This window comes from Burkholderia sp. GbtcB21 (assembly GCF_019091065.1).
In the GTDB taxonomy this organism is placed as follows: domain Bacteria; phylum Pseudomonadota; class Gammaproteobacteria; order Burkholderiales; family Burkholderiaceae; genus Burkholderia; species Burkholderia pyrrocinia_C.
In genome coordinates this window covers 294,810-315,981 of the sequence record NZ_JAGXKA010000008.1, presented here as the reverse complement: position 1 = coordinate 315,981, position 21,172 = coordinate 294,810, and the positions used below count along the sequence as shown (strand labels likewise).

The window sequence follows — 21,172 nt, the reverse complement described above, 5'->3', positions numbered from 1 at the left end:
CAAAGCATCAGAACACGCAAGAACAGGCAGGAATCACACGGTACCGAATTTTTTTTTTGCGCCATCGTGCGATTGCAGTAAGCGCCTCAATGCGCGCGACCATGTGCATCGACGTCGCGCAGCCGATCGAGGGTTCAATCAAGTACCAAGAAGACGAGCCACGCTTGAAATTAGACGTGTGCAATCTTGTGGAGAACAATCGATTAGTTTCTTCTCGATAGATTGGATTCAATCCGCGCAGTTTTTCTGTCTTTCTACGTCGATACCGGCTTGCTTGATTTGCGCTCGCCCCGATATTTTCGCGCTCGCGGCTAGTCGTCTTTCGTGCGCAACATGTGATCGGCCTGCATGCACCGCATCGTTCCCACCGTTCGAGTTCTCTGCGCGGAGTGATCAACGGACCGCATCGAACCTGCACACACGACATACGTGTCCTCTTCGCCGCAGTCAGTTCACTTTGTTGCGCCAGACGTGCAGGTTTCTCGTTCGAACGGACTCGGCTTTCTTGCAGGCGACCTCCGCTTTTCTGTGCAGCACAAAGCATCGCACTCGCGGGATTAGCGAACGGCGGAAACAAATAGATAAAAACAAAGTAGCGCGCAGGATAGGCTTGCGCCGGTTTTGGGCGCCATGCACATGGAACTCTACGCGCACCATTGATAGGTCGAAGCGGTGAGGCTCAATTGTCGGTATGGGCAGCATATACGCCGCCGACTCACCATGACGGCAACTGAGAGCGTTTGGATCCCACGTACATGTTGATTGCGCAGGTGTAGCGGCGGCTGCGGCACGAAGTCGCGCCGAATCGGCAGCGAACGATGCGTGCGGTTCGACCGCCGACAAGTTACTGTCAGGGAGGTGTCCCCATATTCGCCCGCCTCGGCCAGCTACATCATCACGTTGCGATCAATTGTCCTCAGTGCCGTCCGACTCCCCCGACACGGATCCGTTAATCGCGTCGACCAGCGCCAGCACGCCCCTCTTCTCCCGACTCTTCAATTCTCTGAAGCCTGCGAGAAGTCGCTCCTCCTCATTGGCAAGCCGGAGCGTCGCAGGATTGGACGTTTGGCCAGTCAGCAGATACTGAACATCAACCCCGGCCTCTGCAATTCCAACCAGGTAGTTGGCGTCCGGGTACCGCAAACCCTTCTCATAGTTGGACTGCGCCTGTTTTCGAACGCCGCCAGAGTTGCCCAATTCGTCCTGTGTCATACGCAGGCGTCGTCGCTCCTGCTTCAGACGCAGCGCAAAGTTATCCAAACGTGGATTATCAGTTGACATATACGTTTTTGTTGACTAGCGTGATAAGTACACGATCGAGCCTCGACGTTGTCGCGCGTGCAGGAAAATTCGACTGCATACGCCCCGAAAAACAGCAGTCCTTTGCTGGAGTAGATTCTATGTCTTTCACTTACGAAATTCGCGGCGCCCTGTCCGTTCTCGAGAACTTTCGACACTTCCATGCTCAGCAATTCGCTGAGAGTGTTGCGGAACCTGCTGACGTCTACTACGCGACCGATGCGGTCACCCATTCCTTTTTGATCCGCATCCGCGGCGCACTCTCGGACCAGGAGGTGTCATCGGTCGAAGATGCACTCGAGGAATTCTCCCAGAAATGGACGTGTACCGGGGCGGTGCTTCGCCGCGTGCGCTTCGGGGAACTGTCGTTCCTGCCAGTCGGACTCGCTCACCATGTCGAACTGCTTGAGGAACTGGCCGACGAACACGTACAACTAGAAGCCTTTCTGCAACGTCAAGCCTGGATTCTCAACAAATTCAAGAACCCGGATCTACCAGATCGTGAAGACGCGAGACAAAACTGACTTCTCAGCGCCGATTGTGCAGATCAAGTGGGCGAACCAGCGGAGATTCATCATGGAAGAACCAGCACGCTACGTCTTGTCGGGTGCTCTGCCTGTCCAAGACGATCTGGAAGACGAACAGCTTGATCGGGTGTCTCGACATCTGGGCGGTATCGCGACGGTGTATCTAAGGTACGATGAAGTAGCAAACACCGTCTCGCTGCGCATCTCCGGCACGCTGATGCGCGACGATGTGCGCTACATCGAGCAGCGCATCGAGCGGTTCGCCGAAGAAAATGCTCGGGCCGCTGCGATTCTACTGAGCGAGTGGAACTGCGAAACGAGCGAGCTCGTGGTGGGTATGAACTGGGACGCCCAATGCCTGATTAAACTCGGTGCAGTGCAAGAGCAACTCGGCAAACTCTCGGAACGTTACTTCGACTTTCTCCTTCGACTCGAACCTGCCGACGCCCGAACCGGCGGCAGGTCAATGCCTCTTCTGTGCGTCTCAGTCGGGACCAGCAATGAATAGCATGTCGACAGATGAGCAGATTTGGGCCGCAATATGCCCGCGGCATCTTGCGTCGCGACGAGGCGGATTTGGGCCAACGGCAGAATGTGCCGAGCATCGTCCTGCCCGAACCCCTCTACAGATCACCCCTGGGGGTATTTTTGGGGGTATTTCTTCAAAGGTTGCCGGCTATTCCCATAACCGGCGGACCAGCATGGATTCTGTCGGGGGACCAGAAAATTTCCCGCACGCGCCCCTGTTTACGACTTGCCGTCGGACCCGACCTGCCGGAACCGCGCACGCAGAACGCCGTCAGGCGACCGCACCCCGTCCCCCGCTCCTCACATCACCCCCGTCCGCACCTGCGGCATAAGACTCGCATCCGCCCCCGTCACGGTAAACGCCCCCGTCGCCGACGCCCCTGACGGCCGTGCCAGCACACTGCCGTCGCCCAGTCGGTTCGCGTCGACGACGATCTGGCTCGCCGCACAACCACTCGACAGCAGCGACACCGGCGAGCCGGCGATCGACGAGAACGTATTGCCCGTCACGCTGAACGAGCACACGTTTCCATACGCCCGGAAACCCGCATAACCGGCCCCCGATACACGGTTGCCGGTCACCGCGACGTCCGTGACCGTTCCCGTCCACGTGTCGAGTTCGATCGCCGCCTGCTGCGTCGGCTGCAACCCGTTGTTCACATTCGAATTCTGGATGTTGGCCACGACATTGCCGGTGATCACCACGTTCGACACGCCGTAGGTCTTCCAGCTGTCCTCCTGTGCAACCAGAATCCCCGCCGCCTTCTGCACGCCGTCGACCGTATTGTTCGAGATCGTCACGGCCTGGCCGCCGACCACCGAAATGCCGCGCCCCCATGCGTTGCCGGACACCGCGTTATGGTCGATCAGCACATTGCTGTTGACGCGGCCGTCGCCGACATAGCTGACGACGGCGATCAGGTCGTCGCCGGTGCCGGTCACCGTATTGTTCTGCACGAGCACGTTGGTCGAACCGTAGGTCGTGTGGATGCCGTCGGCGAGCGTCGCACGAACCGTATTGCCGACGATCGCAACGCCGCTGCCGCCGAACACGAAGATTCCGCCACTGGCGCCGCCGTCGATCGTCACGCGAAGCACCTGGACGCCCGCCCCCGTCACCTCGACCTTGGTCGAAGCCGGCGTCGTGAGCCGCGTCGTGCCGGTACCGGCCAGCGTCACGCCCACGAGCGTCGAGCCGGCGCCGCTCATCACGATCGTCTGGTCGGCCGGATTCGTGGCGGCCAGCGTCGCGCCGTATCCGGAAATCACCACCCGGGGCACGGTCACCGCGAGCGAATGCCCGACGACGTAGCGGCCCGGCGCGATGGCCAGGCGCTGGCCGGCCTTCAGGCTGTCGAATGCCTTTTGCAGCGCGTCGGCCTGATCGCTGCCGTCGGCGGCCGGAAAGACCGTCACGTCAGCGACGAGAACAGGATTTGCGCCAGGGGTGGGCGAAAGCGTCGCGCCGGCCGGACTGGCCGTCGGCGCCGGGCTGGTGGGATTCGTCGATGAAGGCGTCGTACCGGATGCCGCGCTGGCAGGCTCAGCGGCGGATGTAGGTGTACTCGCAACCGTCTGCGTTGCCGGCGCAGCATTGTCGCCGCCGCCGCATGCAGTGACGCCAAGGCAAAGCGCGGCAAGCATCACTCGATCGACTGTACGCATACGATTTCTTGCGAGCCCGAGGTGGCCTCATCGTAAGTACGCCCGGCGTTTTTGTAAATGAACTCCTTCGCCCGACCCGCCGCGCTGTGCGCCTCACGCACAAACCGTCGGCGATCCTCTCCGATTCATTTCGATGACATGCGACATGCGATCGCACTTTGCCCGATCGCCACGGACACGCATCGGGCATTGCGTAGAATCCCGAACCTTTGCATGTACAACGGACCCAAGGACCCGACCATGATTCGAACGATCGCGGCACTGGCCGCGCTTTCGACCCTGACCGGCACGGCGAACGCCGCCGATACCGGCACCGCATCCGGCACCGCGCACGCGAAGCAGCGCTATGTCAGCCCGGGCATCGCCAACGTCACCGGCGCGGCAGCGCCGCGCCCGGAAAGCGCGTCCCCCGACGCACGCTGCCGGGAACTGGCCGCCGGCATCGACGCTGTAACGCATGCACCCGACCGCGGCCAGAAAATCGTGCGCGGAATCGGCCCGGACGGCAAGCCGCGCAACGAACTGCGCGCTTACGACAAGCGGGCCGACCTGGAAACCGAGCATCAACGGCTCGGCTGCCGATAACGAACGCAACGCTGCCCGGCCAAATCACGCCGGGCATCGGCATTTACGCGTTCGCGCCGCCATCGATCGTCAACCCGGTCCCGTTGATCGACCGCCCTTCCGGCCCGACGACGAACGCAACGAGCGCCGCCACGTCATCAGCCTTGCCGTACTGCGGAATCGCCATCCGCGAACGCTGCGCACCGGCATGTTCGCCGTCGGCCGGATTCATGTCGGTATCCGTCGACCCCGGATGCACGATGTTGACCGTGATGCCGCGCGGCCCGAAATCGCGCGCGAGCCCCTGCGTCCAGCCGATCAGCGCGGCCTTGCTCGCCGCATAGAGGCTCATCCCCGCATCGGGCACGCGCGTCGCGAGGCAACTGCCGGTCGACACGATGCGCCCACCCTCCCCGAGATGCCGCGCCGCCGCCTGCGACGCGACGATCACCGCGCGCACGTTCACGTTCAGCGTCGCGTCGATATCGTCGAGCGTGAGGTCGTCCAGCGCGCCTGCGCGGAAGATCCCCGCGTTGTTCACGAGGATGTCGAGACCGCCGAACGCCTCCGCGGCACGATCGACCGCGTTGCGCACCGCCACCGGATCGGCACTGTCAGCCTGGATCGCGACGGCGCGCCGACCCAGCGCCTCGATACCGGCGACGACGGCCTGCGCCCGCTCGGCAGATTTTTCGTAAGTGATCGCGACGTCCGCGCCATCGGCCGCCAGCCGTTTCGCGATGGCCGCACCAATGCCGCGGCTGCCGCCCGTGATCAGTGCACGCTTGCCCTGAAGTCGATTCATGTTCGTTCCTTTCCTTATTTATGTAACGGTCGACACAGAATGTGGCACGTTGCGCGGCGCTGTCAATTGAATTATTTTATCGATCGATACAGATATCGACGAAGGGATGGATGCAATGGCTGAACGGGGCCGACCGAGAAGCTTCGACAAGGAAGCGGCGCTGGATCGCGCAATGGCGGTGTTCTGGCGGCTCGGCTACGAGGGTGCGTCGATGGCGGACCTGACGGCCGCGATGGGCATTGCGTCACCGAGCCTGTATGCGGCGTTCGGCAGCAAGGAAGCGTTGTTCCGGCAGGCGCTCGAGCACTACCGCGCAACGGAGGGACGGGAAATCTGGGACGGCGTCGAACAGGCCGGCAGCGCGCACGACGCCATGCGGAACTACCTGATGGATACCGCGCGCGTGTTCACGCGGCGCTCGAAGCCGGCCGGCTGCCTGATCGTGCTGTCGGCACTGCACCCGGCCGAGCGTTCCGACACCGTCCGGCAAACGCTGATCGCGATGCGCGAAAGCACGGTCGAAGCGTTGCGCGAGCGCCTCAGGCAAGGTGTCGCGACCGGCGAGATCGCGGCGCACGCGAACCTCGACTCAATCGCGCGGTACTACGTGACGGTTCAACAGGGGATGTCGATCCAGGCGCGCGACGGTGCGAGCCGTCGCGATCTGGAGGCGATCGCGCAGGCCGCGCTGGCCGCGTGGCCGGCGCTCGTCGGCGCGAGCGGCGTCTAGCCGCAGGACGCCGAAGCCGCGCGAGCCGCTACGTTACTGCTTCGCCGCGTGCTGCACATCCTTCGACGCATGCCACACGCGATAGCGCACCTCGAAGCCGTCCGGCACATACACGACGAGCGGCAGGCGGCTGTTGTAGCGCAGCAGTTGGCCGTCGCCGCGCACCTGCACGAACCGTTGCTGCGGCGCCTGGCCCGGGCACGCCATCAGCGTCGACGCCGGCCCCTTCACGTCGGTGAGCCGGTAGTACGTATAACCCCAGCCCTTCACGTCCTCGGCGGTCAGCTCGCCGCCGAACCACTGCTGGTTGCAGTCGGTCTGCAGCGTCTTGCCGATCATCAGCTCGACGCGCGCATCGCCCTCGTTCTCGAGCGCGGGCAGCGCGATCACGGCGCGCTGCTGGCCGGCCGCTGCTTGCGGAAACATCTTGATCGACTCGGCCGGCACGGCGGCCGTCGATGCGGGGCCAGCCACGCACGCGGCGGCAGTCGTAACGCAGAAAGCGGCCAGCGCGGCCCGGATCGCGAATTTCATCGATGTGCTCCTGAAAATCAAATGAGCTCCGGATGCTAACACTTTCGTCGCAAGACCTTACGGCGCTGTAATTTCACGACACAATTGCAAACAGCCGGCAATCCCCGTGCGCGGTACTTATACGGAAACCAACGGAGATCATCATGCTGAAGCTCATTGCTGCCGCCGGCGTCACCGCCCTGCTGGCCGGCTGCGTCGTCGGGCCGGACGCCGGATACGGCTACGGATCGACCTACTATTCCGATCCGGGCTACGCGTACGGCCCGGCCTACGCGCCGTCGCCCGTGTACGGCACGGTCAACATCTGGGGCGGTGGCGGCGGGCGCGACTGGGACCGCGGACGCCGCGACTGGGATCGCGACCGCCGAGGCTGGGATCACGACCGCGGCGGCTGGGATCGCGACCGCGGCGAGCGCGCCCGTCACGGCGGCTGGGGCCGCGGCGACGGACGCCGCGCCGACTGGAACGACGGCGGCGGCGGGCGCGGCCAGGGCAACGGCGGCGGTCATCGCCACTGACGCAATTGCAACCGTTTGTATCCACGCACGGCCCGCCCGTGGTTGCTACAAGCCGATAGACGGCCGTAAAAAAACCAAGGCCCTCGCATCACCGCGAGGGCCTTTTGTCGTCAGGCGTACCGGAAGTCAGGCGATATCAGCAATCCCGCGCCGCCCTGCCCGCACGCCACATGCGTGCCCGCTTACCACCCGGCCGGCTGCGCATAGCCGCGCGACACCGGCGCACCGCACACATACGCGCGCTGGTAGCGGTCGTAGCAATAGTTCGGGCCGTCGTCCTGATACTCCGCCTGCTGGTAGGTCGGATAGGCAGGCTGCTGGTACGCAGGCGCCTGATAGTACGTCGGCGGCTGATAGGCCGGTGCCTGGTAGACGGGCGCCTGGTACGCGACGGGCGGATTCATCGCGGACGTCACGATCGCGCCCAGCACCGCGCCGCCGATCAACGCGCCGATGACGGCGCCGCCGTCGCGGCCATGCGCTGACGCCGGGCCCGCCACGGCGAGCGAACCGGCGAGGACACACACTGCGGCAATCTTTTTCATGATGGACTCCCACGCGAAGTGGTACTGGATGCGATGCATTGTGGCGGCACGCGGCCGTAATAGATGCAGCAAGTGGTAACGCGCCATTACGCGTATCACGCACACCGAATCGCATCGCCGCCGTGCTACGATTTTCGGCACACAGGAGACGCCTTCATGCAGCCCGAAACCGCCCGCCGTTTCGATACCGAATTCGCGCCGCGCATCGCGCAGGCAATCGCCGCCTTCTTCACCGATCACGTGCTGACCGACGTCGTCCCGTACGGCGGGCACGGGCACCCGACGCGCGTACAAATCCGCAGCGCGCCGCACGAGCATGTGAGCGGCTTCGTGCATCCGCTGAATCTCGAGCTGACCTGGGACACCGATGAAATCGAGCGGCTGATGGAGCCGGACGGCCCGCAGCGCTTCGAGCACTACCTGGCCGCGCTGCCGAAAAAGCTGGGCGCGTGGCAGGGCGCGCGCGACATCGATCTCGCGTCGCGCACGCAGGCCGACCCGCTCGTGCGGCTCGGCGGCCTCGACTTCGAAGGCTGAGTGCCCGCGCCGGCCGGCAGCCGCGCGCGCCGGCGTCGCGCAATGCGGCCCGGTGATACACTCGACCGGCCCCGGTCCGGCGCAGCCGCGCGGGCCGGGCCGTTCATCGCCGCCTCCGCCCTTTCGCATGGTTGCGCACGCAACCGGCAACCGGGCGCGCGGACAACCACGCTTTCGCTCCCGCCATGAACGCCGATACCGGCCTGCCGCTTCCGCAACGCTACTGGGCGATCGTCTGCGTCGCACTGGGCATCACGCTCGCCGTGCTCGACGGCGCGATCGCGAACGTCGCACTGCCGACCATCGCGCGCGACCTGCACGCATCCGACGCCGCGTCGATCTGGATCGTCAACGCGTACCAGCTCGCGGTCACGATCACGCTGCTGCCGCTCGCGTCGCTCGGCGAGCGCATCGGCTATCGCCGCATCTACATCGCCGGGCTCGCGCTGTTCACCGCGGCGTCGCTCGGCTGCGCGCTCGCCGGCTCGCTGCCGATGCTGGCCGTGATGCGCGTGATCCAGGGCTTCGGTGCGGCCGGCATCATGAGCGTCAACGCGGCGCTCGTGCGGATGATCTACCCGTCGTCGATGCTCGGGCGCGGGTTGTCGATCAATGCGATGGTGGTCGCGCTGTCGTCGGCGATCGGGCCGACGGTCGCGTCCGCGATCCTGTCGTTCGCGTCGTGGCCGTGGCTGTTCGCGGTCAACGTGCCGATCGGCATCGCCGCGGTACTCGGCAGCCTGCGCGCGCTGCCGGCCAACCCGCTGCACGACGCGCCGTACGATTTTCCGAGCGCGCTGATGAACGCGTGCGTGTTCGGCCTGCTGATCACGGCCGTCGACGGGCTCGGCCACGGCGAACGCCATGTGTACGTCGCGGCCGAGCTGATCGTCGCGTTCGTCGTCGGCTACTTCTTCGTGAAACGCCAACTGTCGCAGCCGGCGCCGCTTTTGCCCGTCGACCTGATGCGCATCCCGATGTTCGCGCTGTCGGTCTATACGTCGACGGCGTCGTTCACGTCGCAGATGCTCGCGTTCGTCGCGCTGCCGTTCTGGCTGCAGAATTCGCTCGGCTTCTCGCAGGTCGAGACCGGCCTGTACATGACGCCGTGGCCGCTCGTGATCGTGTTCGCCGCGCCGCTCGCGGGCGTGCTGTCGGACCGCTATTCGGCCGGCATCCTCGGCGGGATCGGGCTCGCGCTGTTCGCGGCCGGGCTGCTGTCGCTCGCGACGATCGGCGCGCACCCGGGCACCGTCGACATCGTGTGGCGGATGGCGCTGTGCGGCGCAGGCTTCGGATTGTTCCAGTCGCCGAACAACCGCGCGATGCTGTCGTCGGCGCCGCGCGAGCGCAGCGGCGGCGCCGGCGGCATGCTGAGCACCGCGCGACTGACGGGCCAGACGCTCGGCGCCGCGCTCGTCGCGCTGATTTTCGGGCTCGCGCCCGATCGCGGGCCGACGGTCGCGCTCTATGTCGCCACGGCCTTCGCGGCGGTGGCCGCAGTCGTGAGCATGCTGCGCATCGCGTCGCCGCGGCCGGACGCGGCGGCCTGACACCAACGCGCGCCGCCCCCACAGGCGCCCCCGCGCGTCAGGCGGCGTCGAGCGCGTCCATCACGAAGCGCACGCGCGCCTTCACGCTCACGCGCGGCAACTCGATCAGCCGGTACCCGTACGACGTATAGCAATCGACCATCGCGTCGTAGGTGCGCACGGCTTCCGCGAAATCCTGCCGGCGCTCGGTGTCCTGCGCATAGATGTCCGGCCAGGGCGGCGCGATGAACACGCGCCGGTGATAACGGAAACGACGCGCCGCGGCTTCCGCGTGCGCGGGCACGGCCAGCCCCGTCAGCCGCAAATAGCCGACCACGTCCGGCACGCCGCGGTCGAAGAACACGGGCCCGCGCGCATGCCGCGCGAGATGGTACGAGCGCATCTCCCAGCTCAGCATCAGCTCGGCGAACGCGGCCGGGTCGCGCCACGGCAGCGCGTGGCCGTCGACGGCCACCTGGTCGCGGATCACGCCTCGCCCGGCCTCCTGCGAGCGCGCGAAACCGGCGCGCTCGAGCGCGTCGAGCAACGTGCTCTTGCCCGAGCCCGGGCCGCCCGTCACAACGAAGAAACGGCCGGTGGCGTCGTCGGTAGCGTCTTCGCGCTCGGCCCCGGCTCCCTGCGCGAACTCACGCATGCGCGACCCGCCGGCCCGCGCGCTGCGTGACCGATACGGCCGCCGCGACACTGCGCAAGTCGGCGACGAACGTATCGCGCCAGACCGACAGGTCGTTCTCCCGCAGCCGCGCGAGGTTCTCCTCGTGACGCGCCTGGCGCTCCGCGAGCGGCATCGACAGCGCGCGCTCGAGCGCCTCGGCCATCTGCGACAGGTCGTACGGATTGACGAGAAGCGCGCCGGTCAGCTCGGCCGCCGCACCCGCGAACTCCGACAGCACGAGCACGCCCGGATCGGCCGGATCCTGCGACGCGACGTACTCCTTCGCGACGAGATTCATCCCGTCGCGCAGCGGCGTCACGTAGCCGACCTGCGACATCCGGAAGAACGCCATCAGCAGGTTGCGCTCGTACTTGCGGTTCAGGTACTGGATCGGCGTCCAGTCGAGCTGCGAAAAACGGCCGTTGATGCGTCCGGCTTCGCCTTCGAGCGTTTCGCGGATGTCCTGGTAGGTCTGCACGTCGGAACGCGTCGGTGGAGCGATCTGCACGAGCGACACGCGCCCCTGCCAGCCCGGCGCGTTCGCGAGCATCCGCTCGAACGACTGGAAGCGCTCGACGAGCCCCTTCGAATAATCGAGGCGGTCGACGCTCATCACGAGCTTGCGGCCGTCGAGCGCCTCGCGCAGCATCTTCACCGGCTTACGCGCGCCGTACTGGACGGCCGCCTGCGCAATCGCGTCCGGATGCACGCCGATCGGATAGGCGGCGACCTTCACGACGCGGCCGTGCGCGTGCAGCATCCCGTCGTCGCTCGCCGCGCCTATGCCGCGCCGCTCGATGTAATCGGTGAACGCCTGCTTGTCGGCATCGGTCTGGAAGCCCGCGACGTCGTACGCGCACATGAACTTCACGAGTTCCTCGTGCGGCGGCACGAGGCGCAGCATGTCGGGCGACGGAAACGGGATGTGCAGGAAGAAGCCGATCGGGTTCTTCACGCCGAGCTCGCGCAGGAAATGCGCGAACGGCAGCAGATGGTAGTCGTGTACCCAGATCAGGTCGTCGGGCCGCAGCAGCGCGGCGAGCTGCTTCGCGAGCATCGCGTTCACGCGCAGATACCCTGCGTACTCCTGCCGGTCGAAGCGCGCAAGATCGCCGCGGTAATGGAACACCGGCCACAGCGTCGCGTTCGAGAAGCCGCGGTAGTACTGGTCGTAGTCACGCCGGGTCAGCCCGACCGTCGCGTAGGTCACGTTGCCGTCCCGCTGGATCGCGGGCTCGGCGTCCGGTGCACCGACGATCTCGCCGTTCCAGCCGAACCAGACGCCGCCCGTTTCCTTCAGCGCGTCCATCACGCCGACGGCGAGGCCGCCCGCGCTCGGGCGCGTGTCCTCGCCGGCGGCGACACGGTTCGATACCACGATCAATCTGCTCATGCGGCTTCCCCTCCTCGATTCGATTGGCTGGCGCGGCGCGCGCGCCAAGGCGGACGCGGCTGCCCGAAGGCGGCCGCGCGGCGATTCAGTTCCGAGAAATGCAATGAAATGCGGCAGCGGAATGCGACGACGGGATCAAGCGTCCTGCTCCTGGCCGAGGTCGCGTTGATAGTCGAGCCCTTCCGGGCGGGCGCCGCCCTGGTTGTGATCGCCGTCGGACGGCGTCTCGCCGGGCGCGCCGGCAGGCGGTGCGGATGGTGCGTCGGTGTGCGGACGCGGTTGGTCTGCTCCCGCGTCGGGTGGCCGGTGCGAAAACCGTTTCGAACGGCGCATGGCTGGGTGTCTCATATGCGGTGCGGCTCGAAGCCGTCGTAGAAACATTCCATAACAAAACAGTCTAGGTCGGTTCCTTGCGCGCCAAGGTAACAATTACCTTCAATTTGTAACGTTTCGACCCCTCGTCAGCCACCTGTCCGAAAATAGCGCCGCGCGCACGCGCGGCATGCCGTCCGGCGATTTGTCAAAGCTTTGCATTTTTCCTATGACAATTGCGAAACAATGACGCGGCATGGGGCGCGCATGCGTCGCCGCTCACCCAGACAGGACTTGCATTCAGGGATGAACACTCGTTTCGAATTGTCGCGCCGGGCCATGCCGGCGCGCGTCGTGCTGGCCGCACTCGCCACGGCTGCACTGCTGTCCGGCTGCAACTCGCTGTACAGCGAAGGCGCGACAGCCGGTGCCGGTATCGCGGGCGCCGCGATCGCTTCCAAGGTCACCAACAACGCCGCCGTCGCGACGGGCATCGGCCTCGGCGCCGTGGCCGGCGCGCGTGCGGGCGTCCAGTACTCGCAGCGCGTCGCGCACCGCTATACGCAGGAACAGATCGCGAAGGCGGCCGGCCCGCTCGACGTGGGCGGCGTCGCACCGTGGTCGACGCACCACTCGTTCCCGATCGAGGACGACGAGCAGGGCCGCGTGACGGTCAGCCGGACGATCAGCGTCGGTCCGCTCGACTGCAAGGAAATCGTGTTCGCGGTCGACACGCCCGCGAAGGCCGACAAGGCTGCGCAATCGGCGTTCTATGTCGCCACCATCTGCCGCGACGGCCCCGTGTGGAAATGGGCGTCGGCCGAACCGGCAACCGAACGCTGGGGCGCGCTGCAATGAGCGTCGCGATCCGTATCGCGGCGATCGGCGCGCTTTGCGCGGCGGCGGCCACGCTGTCGGGCTGCGGGTCGGTCGGCGCGGCGAGCGGCGCGCTCGCCGGCGCGGCGACGGGCCTCGTCACCGCGAACCCGGCGGTCGGCGTCGGCGTCGGGATTGCCGTGCAGGCCGCGACCGACGAGGCCGTCAACCGCACGATGAAGCAGCTCCATCAGAACCAGCAGGACGCGATCGCGAAGGCGGCCGGCAGCCTGGCCGTCGGCGAAGTGAAACCGTGGAAGGTGAAGAACACGCTGCCGCTGGAAAACGGCGAAGGCGAAGTGCGCGTCACGCGCGCGTACTCGTCGGCGCTCGCGCTGTGCAAGGAATTCGCGTTCTCGGTGAAGGACGGCGACAAGGCCGACTGGTATTTCGCGAATGCGTGCCAGCAAGGCACGCACTGGAAGTGGGCGTCGGCCGAACCGGCCGTCGACCGCTGGGGCAATTTGCAGTAACTGGGCGATGCGCCGCGCGTGATGCATGCGGCGCGGCGCACGCGGCTGCCGGGCCGCACGGCCCGGCACGATCGATCAGGACTCGACGTCCTCGAGGCTGAAGATCTCGGTCTGATCGTTGTACGAGAAGATCTCGCCGTAACGGCCCCAGTCGATCACCGCGTCGAGCGTTTCCTCGGCCGCGCCGTCCGACAGGGAATCCTCGAGCTCCTGCTCGAAGCGCACACGCGGCGCACGATGGCCCGGGCGCTCGTTCAGCACCTTCTTGATCCGTGCGGCCAGCGGCACGTGCTTCAGCAGGTGATCCGCGAACATCAGCTTGCGCTCCTGCGTGCCGAATTCCGCGAACACGCGCCCCGGCGGCGTCAGGAACACGTCGCCTTCCCGCACGTCCGCGAAACCGAGGTACTGCAGCACTTCGGCGATCGGAAACAGATCGTCGACTTCCAGATGCAGCGTGCGCGCGATTTCCGGCATGTCCGCGCGGCCGTGGTACGGCGCCATCGCGAGCGTTTCGATCAGGCCGGCCATCAGGTTGGTCGACACCTGCGGCAGCCAGCTGCCGAGCTCGAGCCCCTTCTTCGTCGCCTCGCCGGTCTGGCGGGCCGTCATCTTCGCGTAGATATCGTCGACGAGCTTGCGGAACGCCGGATCGAGCCGGTTGCGCGGGTGCTTGAACGGCACCTTGATCTCGGCGATCACGCGGCCCGGATTCGACGACAGCACGAGAATCCGGTCGCACATGAACACGGCTTCCTCGATGTTGTGCGTGACGATCAGCACCGACTTGATCGGCATCCGGCCCTGCGTCCACAGGTCGAGCAGGTCGGTACGCAGCGTTTCAGCGGTCAGCACGTCGAGCGCCGAGAACGGTTCGTCCATCAGCAGGATCGTCGGATCGACGACGAGCGCGCGCGCAAAACCGACGCGCTGGCGCATGCCGCCCGACAGCTCGCGCGGGTACGCGTTCTCGAAACCGTCGAGACCGATCAGGTCGATCGCGGCCAGCGCGCGCTCGCGCCGCTCGCGCGCGCCGACGCCGAGCGCCTCGAGGCCGGCCTCCACGTTCTGCAGCACGGTCAGCCACGGGAACAGCGCGAAGGTCTGGAACACCATCGCGACGCCTTCGGCCGGGCCGCGCAGCGGCTGGCCGAGGTAGGTCACTTCACCGCCGGTCGGCTCGATCAGCCCGGCGATGATTCGCAGCAGCGTCGACTTGCCCGAGCCCGAACGGCCGAGCAGCCCGACGATCTCGCCTTCGCGCAGCGACAGGTTCGCGTCGTCGAGCACGAGCAGTTCGCCCTGCGTCTTGTTGAAACCGCGGCAGACGTGATCGACGCGCAGGATTTCCTCGCCGAGGCGCGGCGGCTGGGACGTCTGGACGGGGGCGTTTACAGCATTCGGATTGTGCATCGCGTTTCGCTCTCAATCGGTCTCAGTCGAGCCGCAGCTTCGCTTCGGCGAAGGCATACAGCGGACGCCACAGCAGACGGTTGAACAGGGTGACGAACAGGGACATCACGGCGATGCCCAGGATGATCTTCGGAAAGTCGCCGGCGGCGGTCGTTTGCGCGATGTACGCGCCGAGGCCGTGCGCCTCGATCTTGGTGTTGCCCCACTGCACGGCTTCCGACACGATGCTCGCGTTCCACGCGCCGCCCGATGCGGTGATCGCGCCGGTCACGTAGTACGGGAAGATGCCGGGCAGGATCGCCTGCCGCCACCACTGCCAGCCGCGGATGCGGAAGTTCGTCGCCGCTTCGCGATAGTCGTTCGGGTAGGACGTTGCGCCGGCGATCACGTTGAACAGGATATACCACTGCGTGCCGAGCACGATCAGCGGCGACAGCCAGATGTCGGGGTTCAGGTGGAAGCGCGCGATCACGATCACGAACACCGGGAACAGCAGGTTGGCCGGGAACGCGGCAAGGAACTGCGCGAGCGGCTGCAGCTTCTCGGCCAGCCTCGGGCGCAGCCCGACCCACACGCCGATCGGCACCCAGATCACGGACGCGACCGCGATCAGCACGACCACGCGCAGCAGCGTGATGAGCCCGAGCATGAGCACGTGACCGACCTCGGCCATCGTCACGCCGGTCGAAACGAAACTGACGACCCGCCACACGATATAGGCCGTGCCGATCAGCACGAGGGTCGCCCATGCGATGTCGACCGTGCGCGACGCCTTCTTCTCGACGCGCGGCAGCGTGAAGCGCATCGCGCCCGACAGCGGCAGGCGCAGCGGAATCCGCGCCGCCTTGGCGAAGAACCAGCCGGCCGGCACGAGCAGTTGATGGATCAGGCGCGTGCGGCGCACGAGGTCGAGCAGCCAGGACTCCGGCGCATTGCCCGAGCTCGTGTTCTCCATCCGGAACTTGTCGGCCCACGCGACGAGCGGGCGGAACAGGAACTGGTCATAGGCGAGGATCACGACCGTCATCGTCAAGATCACCCAGCCGATCGCGCCGAAGTTCTTGTCCGAGATGGCCTGCGCGAGATACGCACCGATCCCCGGCAGCGTGATCGTCTGGTTGCCGACGGTGATCGCCTCCGACGCGACGACGAAGAACCAGCCGCCCGACATCGACATCATCATGTTCCAGATCAGGCCCGGCATCGAGAACGGCACCTCGAGCTTCCAGAAGCGCTGCCAGGAAGTCAGGTGGAAGCCCCGCGACACTTCGTCGAGATCGCGCGGCACCGTGCGCAGCGACTGGTAGAAGCTGAACGTCATGTTCCACGCCTGGCTCGTGAAGATCGCGAAGATCGCCGCAAGCTCCGCGCCGAGCACCCGGCTCGGGAACAGCGCGAGGAAGAACGTGACCGTAAACGAGATGAACCCGAGCACCGGCACCGACTGCAGGATGTCGAGGATCGGGATCAGCACCATGCCCGCGCGGCGGCTCTTGGCCGCGAGCGTACCGTAGACGAGCGTAAACACGAGCGCCGCGACCATCGCGGCCAGCATCCGCAGCGTGGTGCGCAACGCGTATTCGGGCAGGTTCGACGGATCGAGCGAGATCTTCTGCGTCTGCAGCACGCCGATCGGCGCCATCGTTTCGTGGAAGCCGACGACCGCCATCGCGATCAGGCAGATGATCAGCGGAAACGCGATGAAGTCCCACCGGTTCGGCAGAACGCGCCACGCGGACGCGTTGGCGGTCCGGTTCGGATTGAAGAATCCGACGTCCATCAGGCGCCCTCCCCGGTAAGGCCGAACGAAGCCGGCAGTCGATGTTGATTCATGGCAAAGCGCACGGGCGCGGTAATTCGATTGACTGACGATCTCGCGCGGGCGCAATGCGCCGTGCGTGCAAGCTGCGCCCCGCGCGGTCGCGGTCGAGTCGGCCCGCGACGGCACGACACTACACCAACCTGTATTTCAGGTACAACCGTCCGGGGACGGCGCGACGGCGCCCGCCGCGCAGGCGGCGCACGGATCGTGCCCGGCGCGCGGGCGGACGGCGGGTGCACGGTACGGAGCAGCCCGGCCGCAGTCCTTCGGCCGGCATGCAGGCCCGAATTATGCCGTGATCCGGGCCGGCCGTGAACCCGCCAGCGGCACGCGGGTGCAAACCGTGCCGGGCATCAACAGCCGGACGAGCCGAAGCGGGTATGATCGGGGCTAGCCCCCGGGGTCTGTTGCGGCCGTTCTCGTGGCAACGCATGCGCGCTCCATAGGTAAACAGACCCCGGGGATCGATCGACGAGCGGGAGGAAGGGAATGGCAGGAAACTTGGTGATCGTCTGCCGCGATCAGGATGCCGACGCGTTCTACGAACTGATGCAGGAGTATGGGTCGTTCCAGACGCGGCTGTCGTCGACGGCGTGGTACCTAAACATGAACGTCGTGCCGGAATCGCTGCAGGAGGAAATCCTGGAGCGCCTCGGCCGCTATACGACCGTCTACATCTTCGAGGCCACCACCGTGACCTACAACACGATCGACAGCAACGCGGCCGAGACCCTCGGCACGCTGTTCGGCGAATGATGCCGCGCGGCGCTTGCCGGCCCGGGCAGGCGCCGCAGCCGCTTACGCGGCCTGTGCGTGGGGTTCGTCCTTCGGCACGACCTCGAACGGGAACGTCATCGCGACGCGCAGGCCGCCTTCGGGGCGGTTGCCGATGTCGCACGCCCCGCCCAGCCTGAGCACGAGCCGCTCGACGATCGCGAGCCCGAGCCCGCTGTGGCCGTTGCCGCCGCGCGCGGGGTCGAGCCGCACGAACGGCCGCGTCGCGACCGCGAGGTCGCGCGGCGCAATCCCGCCGCCGCTGTCGCTGACCGCCAGCACATAGCCGGTCGGCGTGCGCGCCGTCTCGACGAATACGGGCGGTGCGCCGTACGCATGCGCGTTGTCCAGCAGGTTCGACAGGATCCGGTCGAGCGTCGCCGTCGGCAGCCGGAAGCCCGGATCGGCGTCGAGCCGCGTCTGGACCGTCGGCGCGTTCGGCGCGACCGCGCGATAGCTGCGTGCGATCCGCTCGCACGCCTGGTCGACAGGCACCGGCTCGCTGCGATCGGACCCGCCGTGCGCAAACACCAGAAACTGGTCGACGATGTGCGACATCGAGTCGACGTCGCGCACGACGCCGTCGCGCAAGCGCGCGTCGTCCATCATTTCCGCGCGCAGGCGCATCCGCGCAAGCGGCGTGCGCAGGTCGTGCGCGACGCCCGCCAGCATCACCGCGCGGTCGTTGTCGGCCTGCGACACCTGCTCGACCATCTGGTTGAAGCCATGCGTCAGCTGGCGCAGCTCGCGCGGGCCGCGCTCGCGCAGCGGCGGCACCGGCTGCCCGCGACCGAAGCGCGCGACCGCGCGCGCGAGCGAGCGCAGCGGCTGCTGCAGCTGCCAGGCCGCGAACAGCGCGGCGATCACGCCGGCCGAGAAGATCGTGCCGAGCCATAGCAGCATCCGGTCCAGCGAGCGCGGCGGACGCAGCGGCTGCACGGGCACCACGATCCAGTTGCGGTCGGTCGGCTCCTTGACCCACAGCACCGGCGGATGGCCCGGCGCGCCGATCTCGACGCGCGTACCGGGCGGCATCCGCTCGCTGACATCGTCGCGGAACCGCTTGAGCGCCGCCGGCAGGTTCGACAGATCGCCGTTCGGCACGTCGGCGCTGTCCGGCGTCACGAGCCGCACGCGCGACGGCAACGGCTGGTCGGGCGTGCGCTCGACGTGCTGGCGCACCGCGTCGACCAGGAACGCGGCCTCCTCGACCGCGTAGCGCGTCTGCATCTGGTTGCGCTCGAGCCGCATCGCGAAAAACCACGCGAAGTGCGACAGGAGCAGGACGCCAACGACGAGCAGCGCGAGCCGCCCGAACAGCGAATCAATGGGTTTGCGCATGGGCCTCGCCGTCGGGCACGAACACGTAGCCGCGCCCGCGGACCGTCTGGATGAAGCGCGGCGTCGACGGATCAGTTTCGAGGATGCGGCGCAGGCGCCACACCTGGACGTCGATGCCGCGGTCGGTGCCGTCGTACTCGGGCCCGTGCAGCAGCTCGAGCAGCCGCTCGCGCGTGAGCGTGCGCAGCGCATGGTTCACGAAGATCTTCAGCAGCGCGAATTCACTGCTCGACAGCGTCGCCGGCTTGCCGTCGACCGACAGCGTGCGCGCCTGGAAGTCGAGCACGAAGCGGCCGAACGCGAACGGTTCGCGCTGTTCGGGCGCGGCCGCCGACGGCGTCGCGCGACGGCGGCGCAGCACGGCCTGCACGCGCGCGAGCAGCTCGCGCGGGTTGAACGGCTTGCCGAGGTAGTCGTCGGCGCCGAGTTCGAGCCCGACGATGCGGTCGACGTCGTCCGCACGCGCGGTCAGCATGATCACGGGAATGTCGTCGCCGGCCGCGCGCAACTGGCGCAGCGCGGTCAGGCCGTCCACGCCCGGCATCATCAGGTCCAGCACGATCAGGTCGGGCCGCTCGCGCTCGAGACGCTTCTCGAGCGTCGCCGCGTCGTGCAGCACGGACACTTCCATTCCCTGGCGCACGAGATAGTCGCGCAGCAGGTCTCGGAGTTCTTGGTCGTCGTCGACGATGAGGATCTGGGTAGTCATGGCTCGAAGTTTACCGCGCGAGGGCGGAGTCGAAGAACGAAACAAAGGGATGAAAGGGTTACTGCGGGTTACGGCGCAAGGGAACTGTAATGCGCGGTAACCGGGCCGCCGCCCCACGTAACACCGGCCGGGGCCGGCATCGCTAACCTGCGTCTTACCGGATGCGTTACGCGGCTTTCCCCGTATCGCATCGCCGGACCCTCTGGATACAAGGAGTTTCTGAAATGTATAAGAAGACTTCCCGCGTGGCCATCGCGGCCGCCACCGTGCTCGCCCTCGCATTCGGCACCGCGCATGCCGCGCCGCCCACCGACATGCCGCCGCCGGGCGGCCCCGGCATGCACCAGATGCACGGGCACGACGGCGGCCCGTTCGGCGCGATCATGAAACTGCACGACCAGCTGAAGCTCAACGCGTCGCAGGAACAGCAATGGCAGACGGCCGTCAACACGATGAAGCAGAACCGTGATGCGATGCGCAAGAGCCACGAGCAGATGCGCGAGCAGTTCAAGGCGCAGCAGAACCAGCCGATCCTCGACCTGAACGCGATGCACGCCGCGCGCCAGCAGGCCGAACAGCAGAACGCGCAACTGCGCGAACAGACGTCCGCCGCGTGGCTCGCGTTCTACAACGGGCTGAACGACCAGCAGAAGACCACGGTCAGCACGGCGCTCAAGCAGCAGTACGCGCAGATGCAGCAGCGCCACGAGAAGATGAAGGAGCGCTGGGAACAGCATCGTGCGGCCAAGGGCGCATCGGCGCCGGCGCCGGCGCAGTAAGCCGGCAAGCCGCTCCGCGGAGCGGCGCCGAAGGGGACGCGGGCACCGGCCCGCGTCCCCTTTTTTCGTTTCACGCAACGTCGAACAGCAGCACCTCGGCCGCCCGGCCGCGCGCGAACGTGACCGCGTCCACGCCGCCGATGCCCGCGCCATCGCCCGCCGCCAGCGCGCGGCCGTTGATCTCCACCTCGCCGCGCGCCACATGCGCATAAACGCGGCGGCCGGCCGGCACGTCGAACGCCGCCCGCTCGTCCCCGTCGATCCATCCCGCGAAGATTCGCGCATCCGCGCGCACCGGCAGCGAGCCGTCGTCGCCGTCCGGCGACGCGACGAGCCGCAGCCGGCCGCGTTTCTCGCTGTCGGCGAAGCGCGCGTGCGCATAGCCGGGCCGGCCGCCCGTCCCGGCTGGCGCGAGCCGGATCCGCAGCAGGCGCAGCGGCTGGTCGCGCGACGCATTGGTTTCGCTCAGCAGGATGCCCGTGCCGGCGCTCGTGCGCTGCACGCCGCCCGCGCGGACGATCGCGCCGCTGCCCAGGCTGTCGCGGTACGCGAGCGCGCCGTCGAGCACGTAGGTGACGATTTCCGCATCGCGGTACGGACGCATGCCGAAGCCGCGGGTCGGCGCGATGCACTCCTCGCTCAGTTCGCGCAGCGCGCCGAACGCCGGCGCGGCGCCACGACCGGCGGCGTCGGGAAAGCTGAGATGGGATTCGTGCCAGCCGTGGCTGCGCTGGTCGCGATCGGCGGCGCGACGGATCTCGAACATGGGGCGGGCACTCCGGGAGGCGGGGTCTCTTTGCGGGTTTACCTCCACTGTAGG

At 66.8% G+C, this 21,172-nt stretch carries 24 protein-coding genes; 11 read left to right on the top strand and 13 right to left on the bottom strand.

Going from position 1 to position 21,172, the window contains the following annotated elements; all coding sequences use genetic code 11:
• Window positions 1-906: 906 nt before the first annotated feature.
• The gene (locus KVT39_RS20415; RefSeq protein ID WP_254640566.1) at window positions 907-1,281 is read right to left on the bottom strand and encodes a helix-turn-helix domain-containing protein; all 375 of its coding nucleotides are present in this window, start codon (window positions 1,279-1,281) and stop codon (window positions 907-909) included.
• A gap of 119 nt (window positions 1,282-1,400) precedes the next feature.
• On the opposite strand from KVT39_RS20415, the gene KVT39_RS20410 reads away from it, so the two are divergent.
• Both KVT39_RS20410 and KVT39_RS20405 read left to right on the top strand, forming a co-directional pair.
• The gene (locus tag KVT39_RS20410; protein ID WP_217590064.1) at window positions 1,401-1,823 is read left to right on the top strand and encodes a hypothetical protein; all 423 of its coding nucleotides are present in this window, start codon (window positions 1,401-1,403) and stop codon (window positions 1,821-1,823) included.
• A 52-nt stretch (window positions 1,824-1,875) separates the two neighbouring features.
• Window positions 1,876-2,334: a hypothetical protein gene (locus KVT39_RS20405; RefSeq protein WP_217590063.1), complete on the top strand. Its 459-nt coding sequence runs from the start codon at window positions 1,876-1,878 to the stop codon at window positions 2,332-2,334.
• 320 nt (window positions 2,335-2,654) lie between these two features.
• On the opposite strand, the gene KVT39_RS20400 is transcribed toward KVT39_RS20405, so the two are convergent.
• On the bottom strand, window positions 2,655-3,770 hold the full coding sequence (locus KVT39_RS20400) for a right-handed parallel beta-helix repeat-containing protein (protein ID WP_217590062.1): 1,116 nt from the start codon (window positions 3,768-3,770) through the stop codon (window positions 2,655-2,657).
• Between the two features lie 306 nt (window positions 3,771-4,076).
• Here KVT39_RS20400 and KVT39_RS20395 point away from each other — a divergent pair, with 306 nt between their 5' ends.
• Window positions 4,077-4,604, top strand: coding sequence for a hypothetical protein (locus tag KVT39_RS20395; protein WP_254640565.1), 528 nt, complete (start codon window positions 4,077-4,079; stop codon window positions 4,602-4,604).
• 43 nt (window positions 4,605-4,647) lie between these two features.
• Here KVT39_RS20395 and KVT39_RS20390 read toward each other — a convergent pair whose 3' ends face one another.
• The gene (locus KVT39_RS20390) at window positions 4,648-5,388 is read right to left on the bottom strand and encodes an SDR family NAD(P)-dependent oxidoreductase (protein ID WP_217590061.1); all 741 of its coding nucleotides are present in this window, start codon (window positions 5,386-5,388) and stop codon (window positions 4,648-4,650) included.
• Between the two features lie 115 nt (window positions 5,389-5,503).
• On the opposite strand from KVT39_RS20390, the gene KVT39_RS20385 reads away from it, so the two are divergent.
• Entirely contained in the window at window positions 5,504-6,118 is a 615-nt protein-coding gene (locus KVT39_RS20385) for a TetR/AcrR family transcriptional regulator (protein WP_217590060.1), read from the top strand.
• Window positions 6,119-6,151: 33 nt separating this feature from the next.
• On the opposite strand, the gene eco is transcribed toward KVT39_RS20385, so the two are convergent.
• Entirely contained in the window at window positions 6,152-6,652 is a 501-nt protein-coding gene (gene eco / locus KVT39_RS20380) for a serine protease inhibitor ecotin (protein ID WP_034184781.1), read from the bottom strand.
• Window positions 6,653-6,795: 143 nt separating this feature from the next.
• Here eco and KVT39_RS20375 point away from each other — a divergent pair, with 143 nt between their 5' ends.
• Window positions 6,796-7,170, top strand: a complete 375-nt coding sequence (locus KVT39_RS20375) for a hypothetical protein (RefSeq protein WP_034184780.1) — start codon at window positions 6,796-6,798, stop codon at window positions 7,168-7,170.
• A 182-nt stretch (window positions 7,171-7,352) separates the two neighbouring features.
• Here KVT39_RS20375 and KVT39_RS20370 read toward each other — a convergent pair whose 3' ends face one another.
• Window positions 7,353-7,754, bottom strand: a complete 402-nt coding sequence (locus KVT39_RS20370; protein WP_034184779.1) for a hypothetical protein — start codon at window positions 7,752-7,754, stop codon at window positions 7,353-7,355.
• 117 nt (window positions 7,755-7,871) lie between these two features.
• Between KVT39_RS20370 and KVT39_RS20365 the strand changes: the two genes are divergently transcribed.
• A complete protein-coding gene (locus tag KVT39_RS20365; RefSeq protein ID WP_034184778.1) occupies window positions 7,872-8,252 on the top strand; it encodes a DUF5594 family protein in 381 nt (126 codons plus the stop codon).
• 185 nt (window positions 8,253-8,437) lie between these two features.
• Window positions 8,438-9,805, top strand: coding sequence for an MFS transporter (locus tag KVT39_RS20360; protein WP_034184777.1), 1,368 nt, complete (start codon window positions 8,438-8,440; stop codon window positions 9,803-9,805).
• A gap of 37 nt (window positions 9,806-9,842) precedes the next feature.
• Here KVT39_RS20360 and KVT39_RS20355 read toward each other — a convergent pair whose 3' ends face one another.
• From KVT39_RS20355 to KVT39_RS20345, 3 genes are all read right to left on the bottom strand, one after another.
• A complete protein-coding gene (locus KVT39_RS20355) occupies window positions 9,843-10,439 on the bottom strand; it encodes an AAA family ATPase (protein ID WP_034184776.1) in 597 nt (198 codons plus the stop codon).
• A complete protein-coding gene (otsA, locus tag KVT39_RS20350; protein WP_175749797.1) occupies window positions 10,432-11,853 on the bottom strand; it encodes an alpha,alpha-trehalose-phosphate synthase (UDP-forming) in 1,422 nt (473 codons plus the stop codon). Before otsA ends, KVT39_RS20355 begins: the two co-directional genes overlap by 8 nt.
• 135 nt (window positions 11,854-11,988) lie before the next feature.
• Window positions 11,989-12,186, bottom strand: coding sequence for a hypothetical protein (locus KVT39_RS20345; RefSeq protein ID WP_105393780.1), 198 nt, complete (start codon window positions 12,184-12,186; stop codon window positions 11,989-11,991).
• Window positions 12,187-12,471: 285 nt separating this feature from the next.
• On the opposite strand from KVT39_RS20345, the gene KVT39_RS20340 reads away from it, so the two are divergent.
• Together KVT39_RS20340 and KVT39_RS20335 are read left to right on the top strand one after the other, a co-directional pair.
• On the top strand, window positions 12,472-13,023 hold the full coding sequence (locus KVT39_RS20340) for a hypothetical protein (protein WP_051983857.1): 552 nt from the start codon (window positions 12,472-12,474) through the stop codon (window positions 13,021-13,023).
• Window positions 13,020-13,514: a hypothetical protein gene (locus tag KVT39_RS20335; RefSeq protein ID WP_175749798.1), complete on the top strand. Its 495-nt coding sequence runs from the start codon at window positions 13,020-13,022 to the stop codon at window positions 13,512-13,514. Before KVT39_RS20340 ends, KVT39_RS20335 begins: the two co-directional genes overlap by 4 nt.
• A gap of 75 nt (window positions 13,515-13,589) precedes the next feature.
• Here the strand turns inward: KVT39_RS20335 and KVT39_RS20330 are convergent, their stop codons facing one another.
• Window positions 13,590-14,927 carry an AAA-associated domain-containing protein gene (locus KVT39_RS20330; protein ID WP_034184771.1) on the bottom strand — a complete coding sequence of 446 codons (1,338 nt, stop codon included), beginning with the start codon at window positions 14,925-14,927 and terminating at the stop codon, window positions 13,590-13,592.
• Between the two features lie 22 nt (window positions 14,928-14,949).
• Window positions 14,950-16,707, bottom strand: a complete 1,758-nt coding sequence (locus KVT39_RS20325; protein WP_034184770.1) for an ABC transporter permease subunit — start codon at window positions 16,705-16,707, stop codon at window positions 14,950-14,952.
• A gap of 531 nt (window positions 16,708-17,238) precedes the next feature.
• On the opposite strand from KVT39_RS20325, the gene KVT39_RS20320 reads away from it, so the two are divergent.
• Window positions 17,239-17,505: a hypothetical protein gene (locus tag KVT39_RS20320; RefSeq protein ID WP_011545926.1), complete on the top strand. Its 267-nt coding sequence runs from the start codon at window positions 17,239-17,241 to the stop codon at window positions 17,503-17,505.
• 42 nt (window positions 17,506-17,547) lie between these two features.
• Here KVT39_RS20320 and KVT39_RS20315 read toward each other — a convergent pair whose 3' ends face one another.
• Together KVT39_RS20315 and KVT39_RS20310 are read right to left on the bottom strand one after the other, a co-directional pair.
• On the bottom strand, window positions 17,548-18,864 hold the full coding sequence (locus KVT39_RS20315) for an ATP-binding protein (protein WP_105392925.1): 1,317 nt from the start codon (window positions 18,862-18,864) through the stop codon (window positions 17,548-17,550).
• Window positions 18,848-19,573: a response regulator gene (locus KVT39_RS20310; protein WP_009693256.1), complete on the bottom strand. Its 726-nt coding sequence runs from the start codon at window positions 19,571-19,573 to the stop codon at window positions 18,848-18,850. Before KVT39_RS20310 ends, KVT39_RS20315 begins: the two co-directional genes overlap by 17 nt.
• A 224-nt stretch (window positions 19,574-19,797) precedes the next feature.
• Between KVT39_RS20310 and KVT39_RS20305 the strand changes: the two genes are divergently transcribed.
• Entirely contained in the window at window positions 19,798-20,352 is a 555-nt protein-coding gene (locus KVT39_RS20305) for a Spy/CpxP family protein refolding chaperone (RefSeq protein ID WP_175749799.1), read from the top strand.
• A gap of 70 nt (window positions 20,353-20,422) precedes the next feature.
• On the opposite strand, the gene KVT39_RS20300 is transcribed toward KVT39_RS20305, so the two are convergent.
• Window positions 20,423-21,118: a pirin family protein gene (locus tag KVT39_RS20300; protein WP_217590059.1), complete on the bottom strand. Its 696-nt coding sequence runs from the start codon at window positions 21,116-21,118 to the stop codon at window positions 20,423-20,425.
• Window positions 21,119-21,172: the final 54 nt, after the last annotated feature.

Excerpts from the sequence above, each read along its gene's own strand:
- KVT39_RS20415 (WP_254640566.1), bottom strand. The coding sequence starts at position 1,281 with ATGTCAACTGATAATCCACGTTTGGATAACTTTGCGCTGCGTCTGAAG.
- KVT39_RS20410 (WP_217590064.1), top strand. The coding sequence starts at position 1,401 with ATGTCTTTCACTTACGAAATTCGCGGCGCCCTGTCCGTTCTCGAGAAC.
- KVT39_RS20405 (WP_217590063.1), top strand. The coding sequence starts at position 1,876 with ATGGAAGAACCAGCACGCTACGTCTTGTCGGGTGCTCTGCCTGTCCAA.
- KVT39_RS20395 (WP_254640565.1), top strand. The coding sequence starts at position 4,077 with ATGAACTCCTTCGCCCGACCCGCCGCGCTGTGCGCCTCACGCACAAAC.
- KVT39_RS20390 (WP_217590061.1), bottom strand. The coding sequence starts at position 5,388 with ATGAATCGACTTCAGGGCAAGCGTGCACTGATCACGGGCGGCAGCCGC.
- KVT39_RS20385 (WP_217590060.1), top strand. The coding sequence starts at position 5,504 with ATGGCTGAACGGGGCCGACCGAGAAGCTTCGACAAGGAAGCGGCGCTG.
- eco (WP_034184781.1), bottom strand. The coding sequence starts at position 6,652 with ATGAAATTCGCGATCCGGGCCGCGCTGGCCGCTTTCTGCGTTACGACT.
- KVT39_RS20375 (WP_034184780.1), top strand. The coding sequence starts at position 6,796 with ATGCTGAAGCTCATTGCTGCCGCCGGCGTCACCGCCCTGCTGGCCGGC.
- KVT39_RS20370 (WP_034184779.1), bottom strand. The coding sequence starts at position 7,754 with ATGCATCGCATCCAGTACCACTTCGCGTGGGAGTCCATCATGAAAAAG.
- KVT39_RS20365 (WP_034184778.1), top strand. The coding sequence starts at position 7,872 with ATGCAGCCCGAAACCGCCCGCCGTTTCGATACCGAATTCGCGCCGCGC.
- KVT39_RS20360 (WP_034184777.1), top strand. The coding sequence starts at position 8,438 with ATGAACGCCGATACCGGCCTGCCGCTTCCGCAACGCTACTGGGCGATC.
- KVT39_RS20355 (WP_034184776.1), bottom strand. The coding sequence starts at position 10,439 with ATGCGTGAGTTCGCGCAGGGAGCCGGGGCCGAGCGCGAAGACGCTACC.
- otsA (WP_175749797.1), bottom strand. The coding sequence starts at position 11,853 with ATGAGCAGATTGATCGTGGTATCGAACCGTGTCGCCGCCGGCGAGGAC.
- KVT39_RS20345 (WP_105393780.1), bottom strand. The coding sequence starts at position 12,186 with ATGCGCCGTTCGAAACGGTTTTCGCACCGGCCACCCGACGCGGGAGCA.
- KVT39_RS20340 (WP_051983857.1), top strand. The coding sequence starts at position 12,472 with ATGAACACTCGTTTCGAATTGTCGCGCCGGGCCATGCCGGCGCGCGTC.
- KVT39_RS20335 (WP_175749798.1), top strand. The coding sequence starts at position 13,020 with ATGAGCGTCGCGATCCGTATCGCGGCGATCGGCGCGCTTTGCGCGGCG.
- KVT39_RS20330 (WP_034184771.1), bottom strand. The coding sequence starts at position 14,927 with ATGCACAATCCGAATGCTGTAAACGCCCCCGTCCAGACGTCCCAGCCG.
- KVT39_RS20325 (WP_034184770.1), bottom strand. The coding sequence starts at position 16,707 with ATGGACGTCGGATTCTTCAATCCGAACCGGACCGCCAACGCGTCCGCG.
- KVT39_RS20320 (WP_011545926.1), top strand. The coding sequence starts at position 17,239 with ATGGCAGGAAACTTGGTGATCGTCTGCCGCGATCAGGATGCCGACGCG.
- KVT39_RS20315 (WP_105392925.1), bottom strand. The coding sequence starts at position 18,864 with ATGCGCAAACCCATTGATTCGCTGTTCGGGCGGCTCGCGCTGCTCGTC.
- KVT39_RS20310 (WP_009693256.1), bottom strand. The coding sequence starts at position 19,573 with ATGACTACCCAGATCCTCATCGTCGACGACGACCAAGAACTCCGAGAC.
- KVT39_RS20305 (WP_175749799.1), top strand. The coding sequence starts at position 19,798 with ATGTATAAGAAGACTTCCCGCGTGGCCATCGCGGCCGCCACCGTGCTC.
- KVT39_RS20300 (WP_217590059.1), bottom strand. The coding sequence starts at position 21,118 with ATGTTCGAGATCCGTCGCGCCGCCGATCGCGACCAGCGCAGCCACGGC.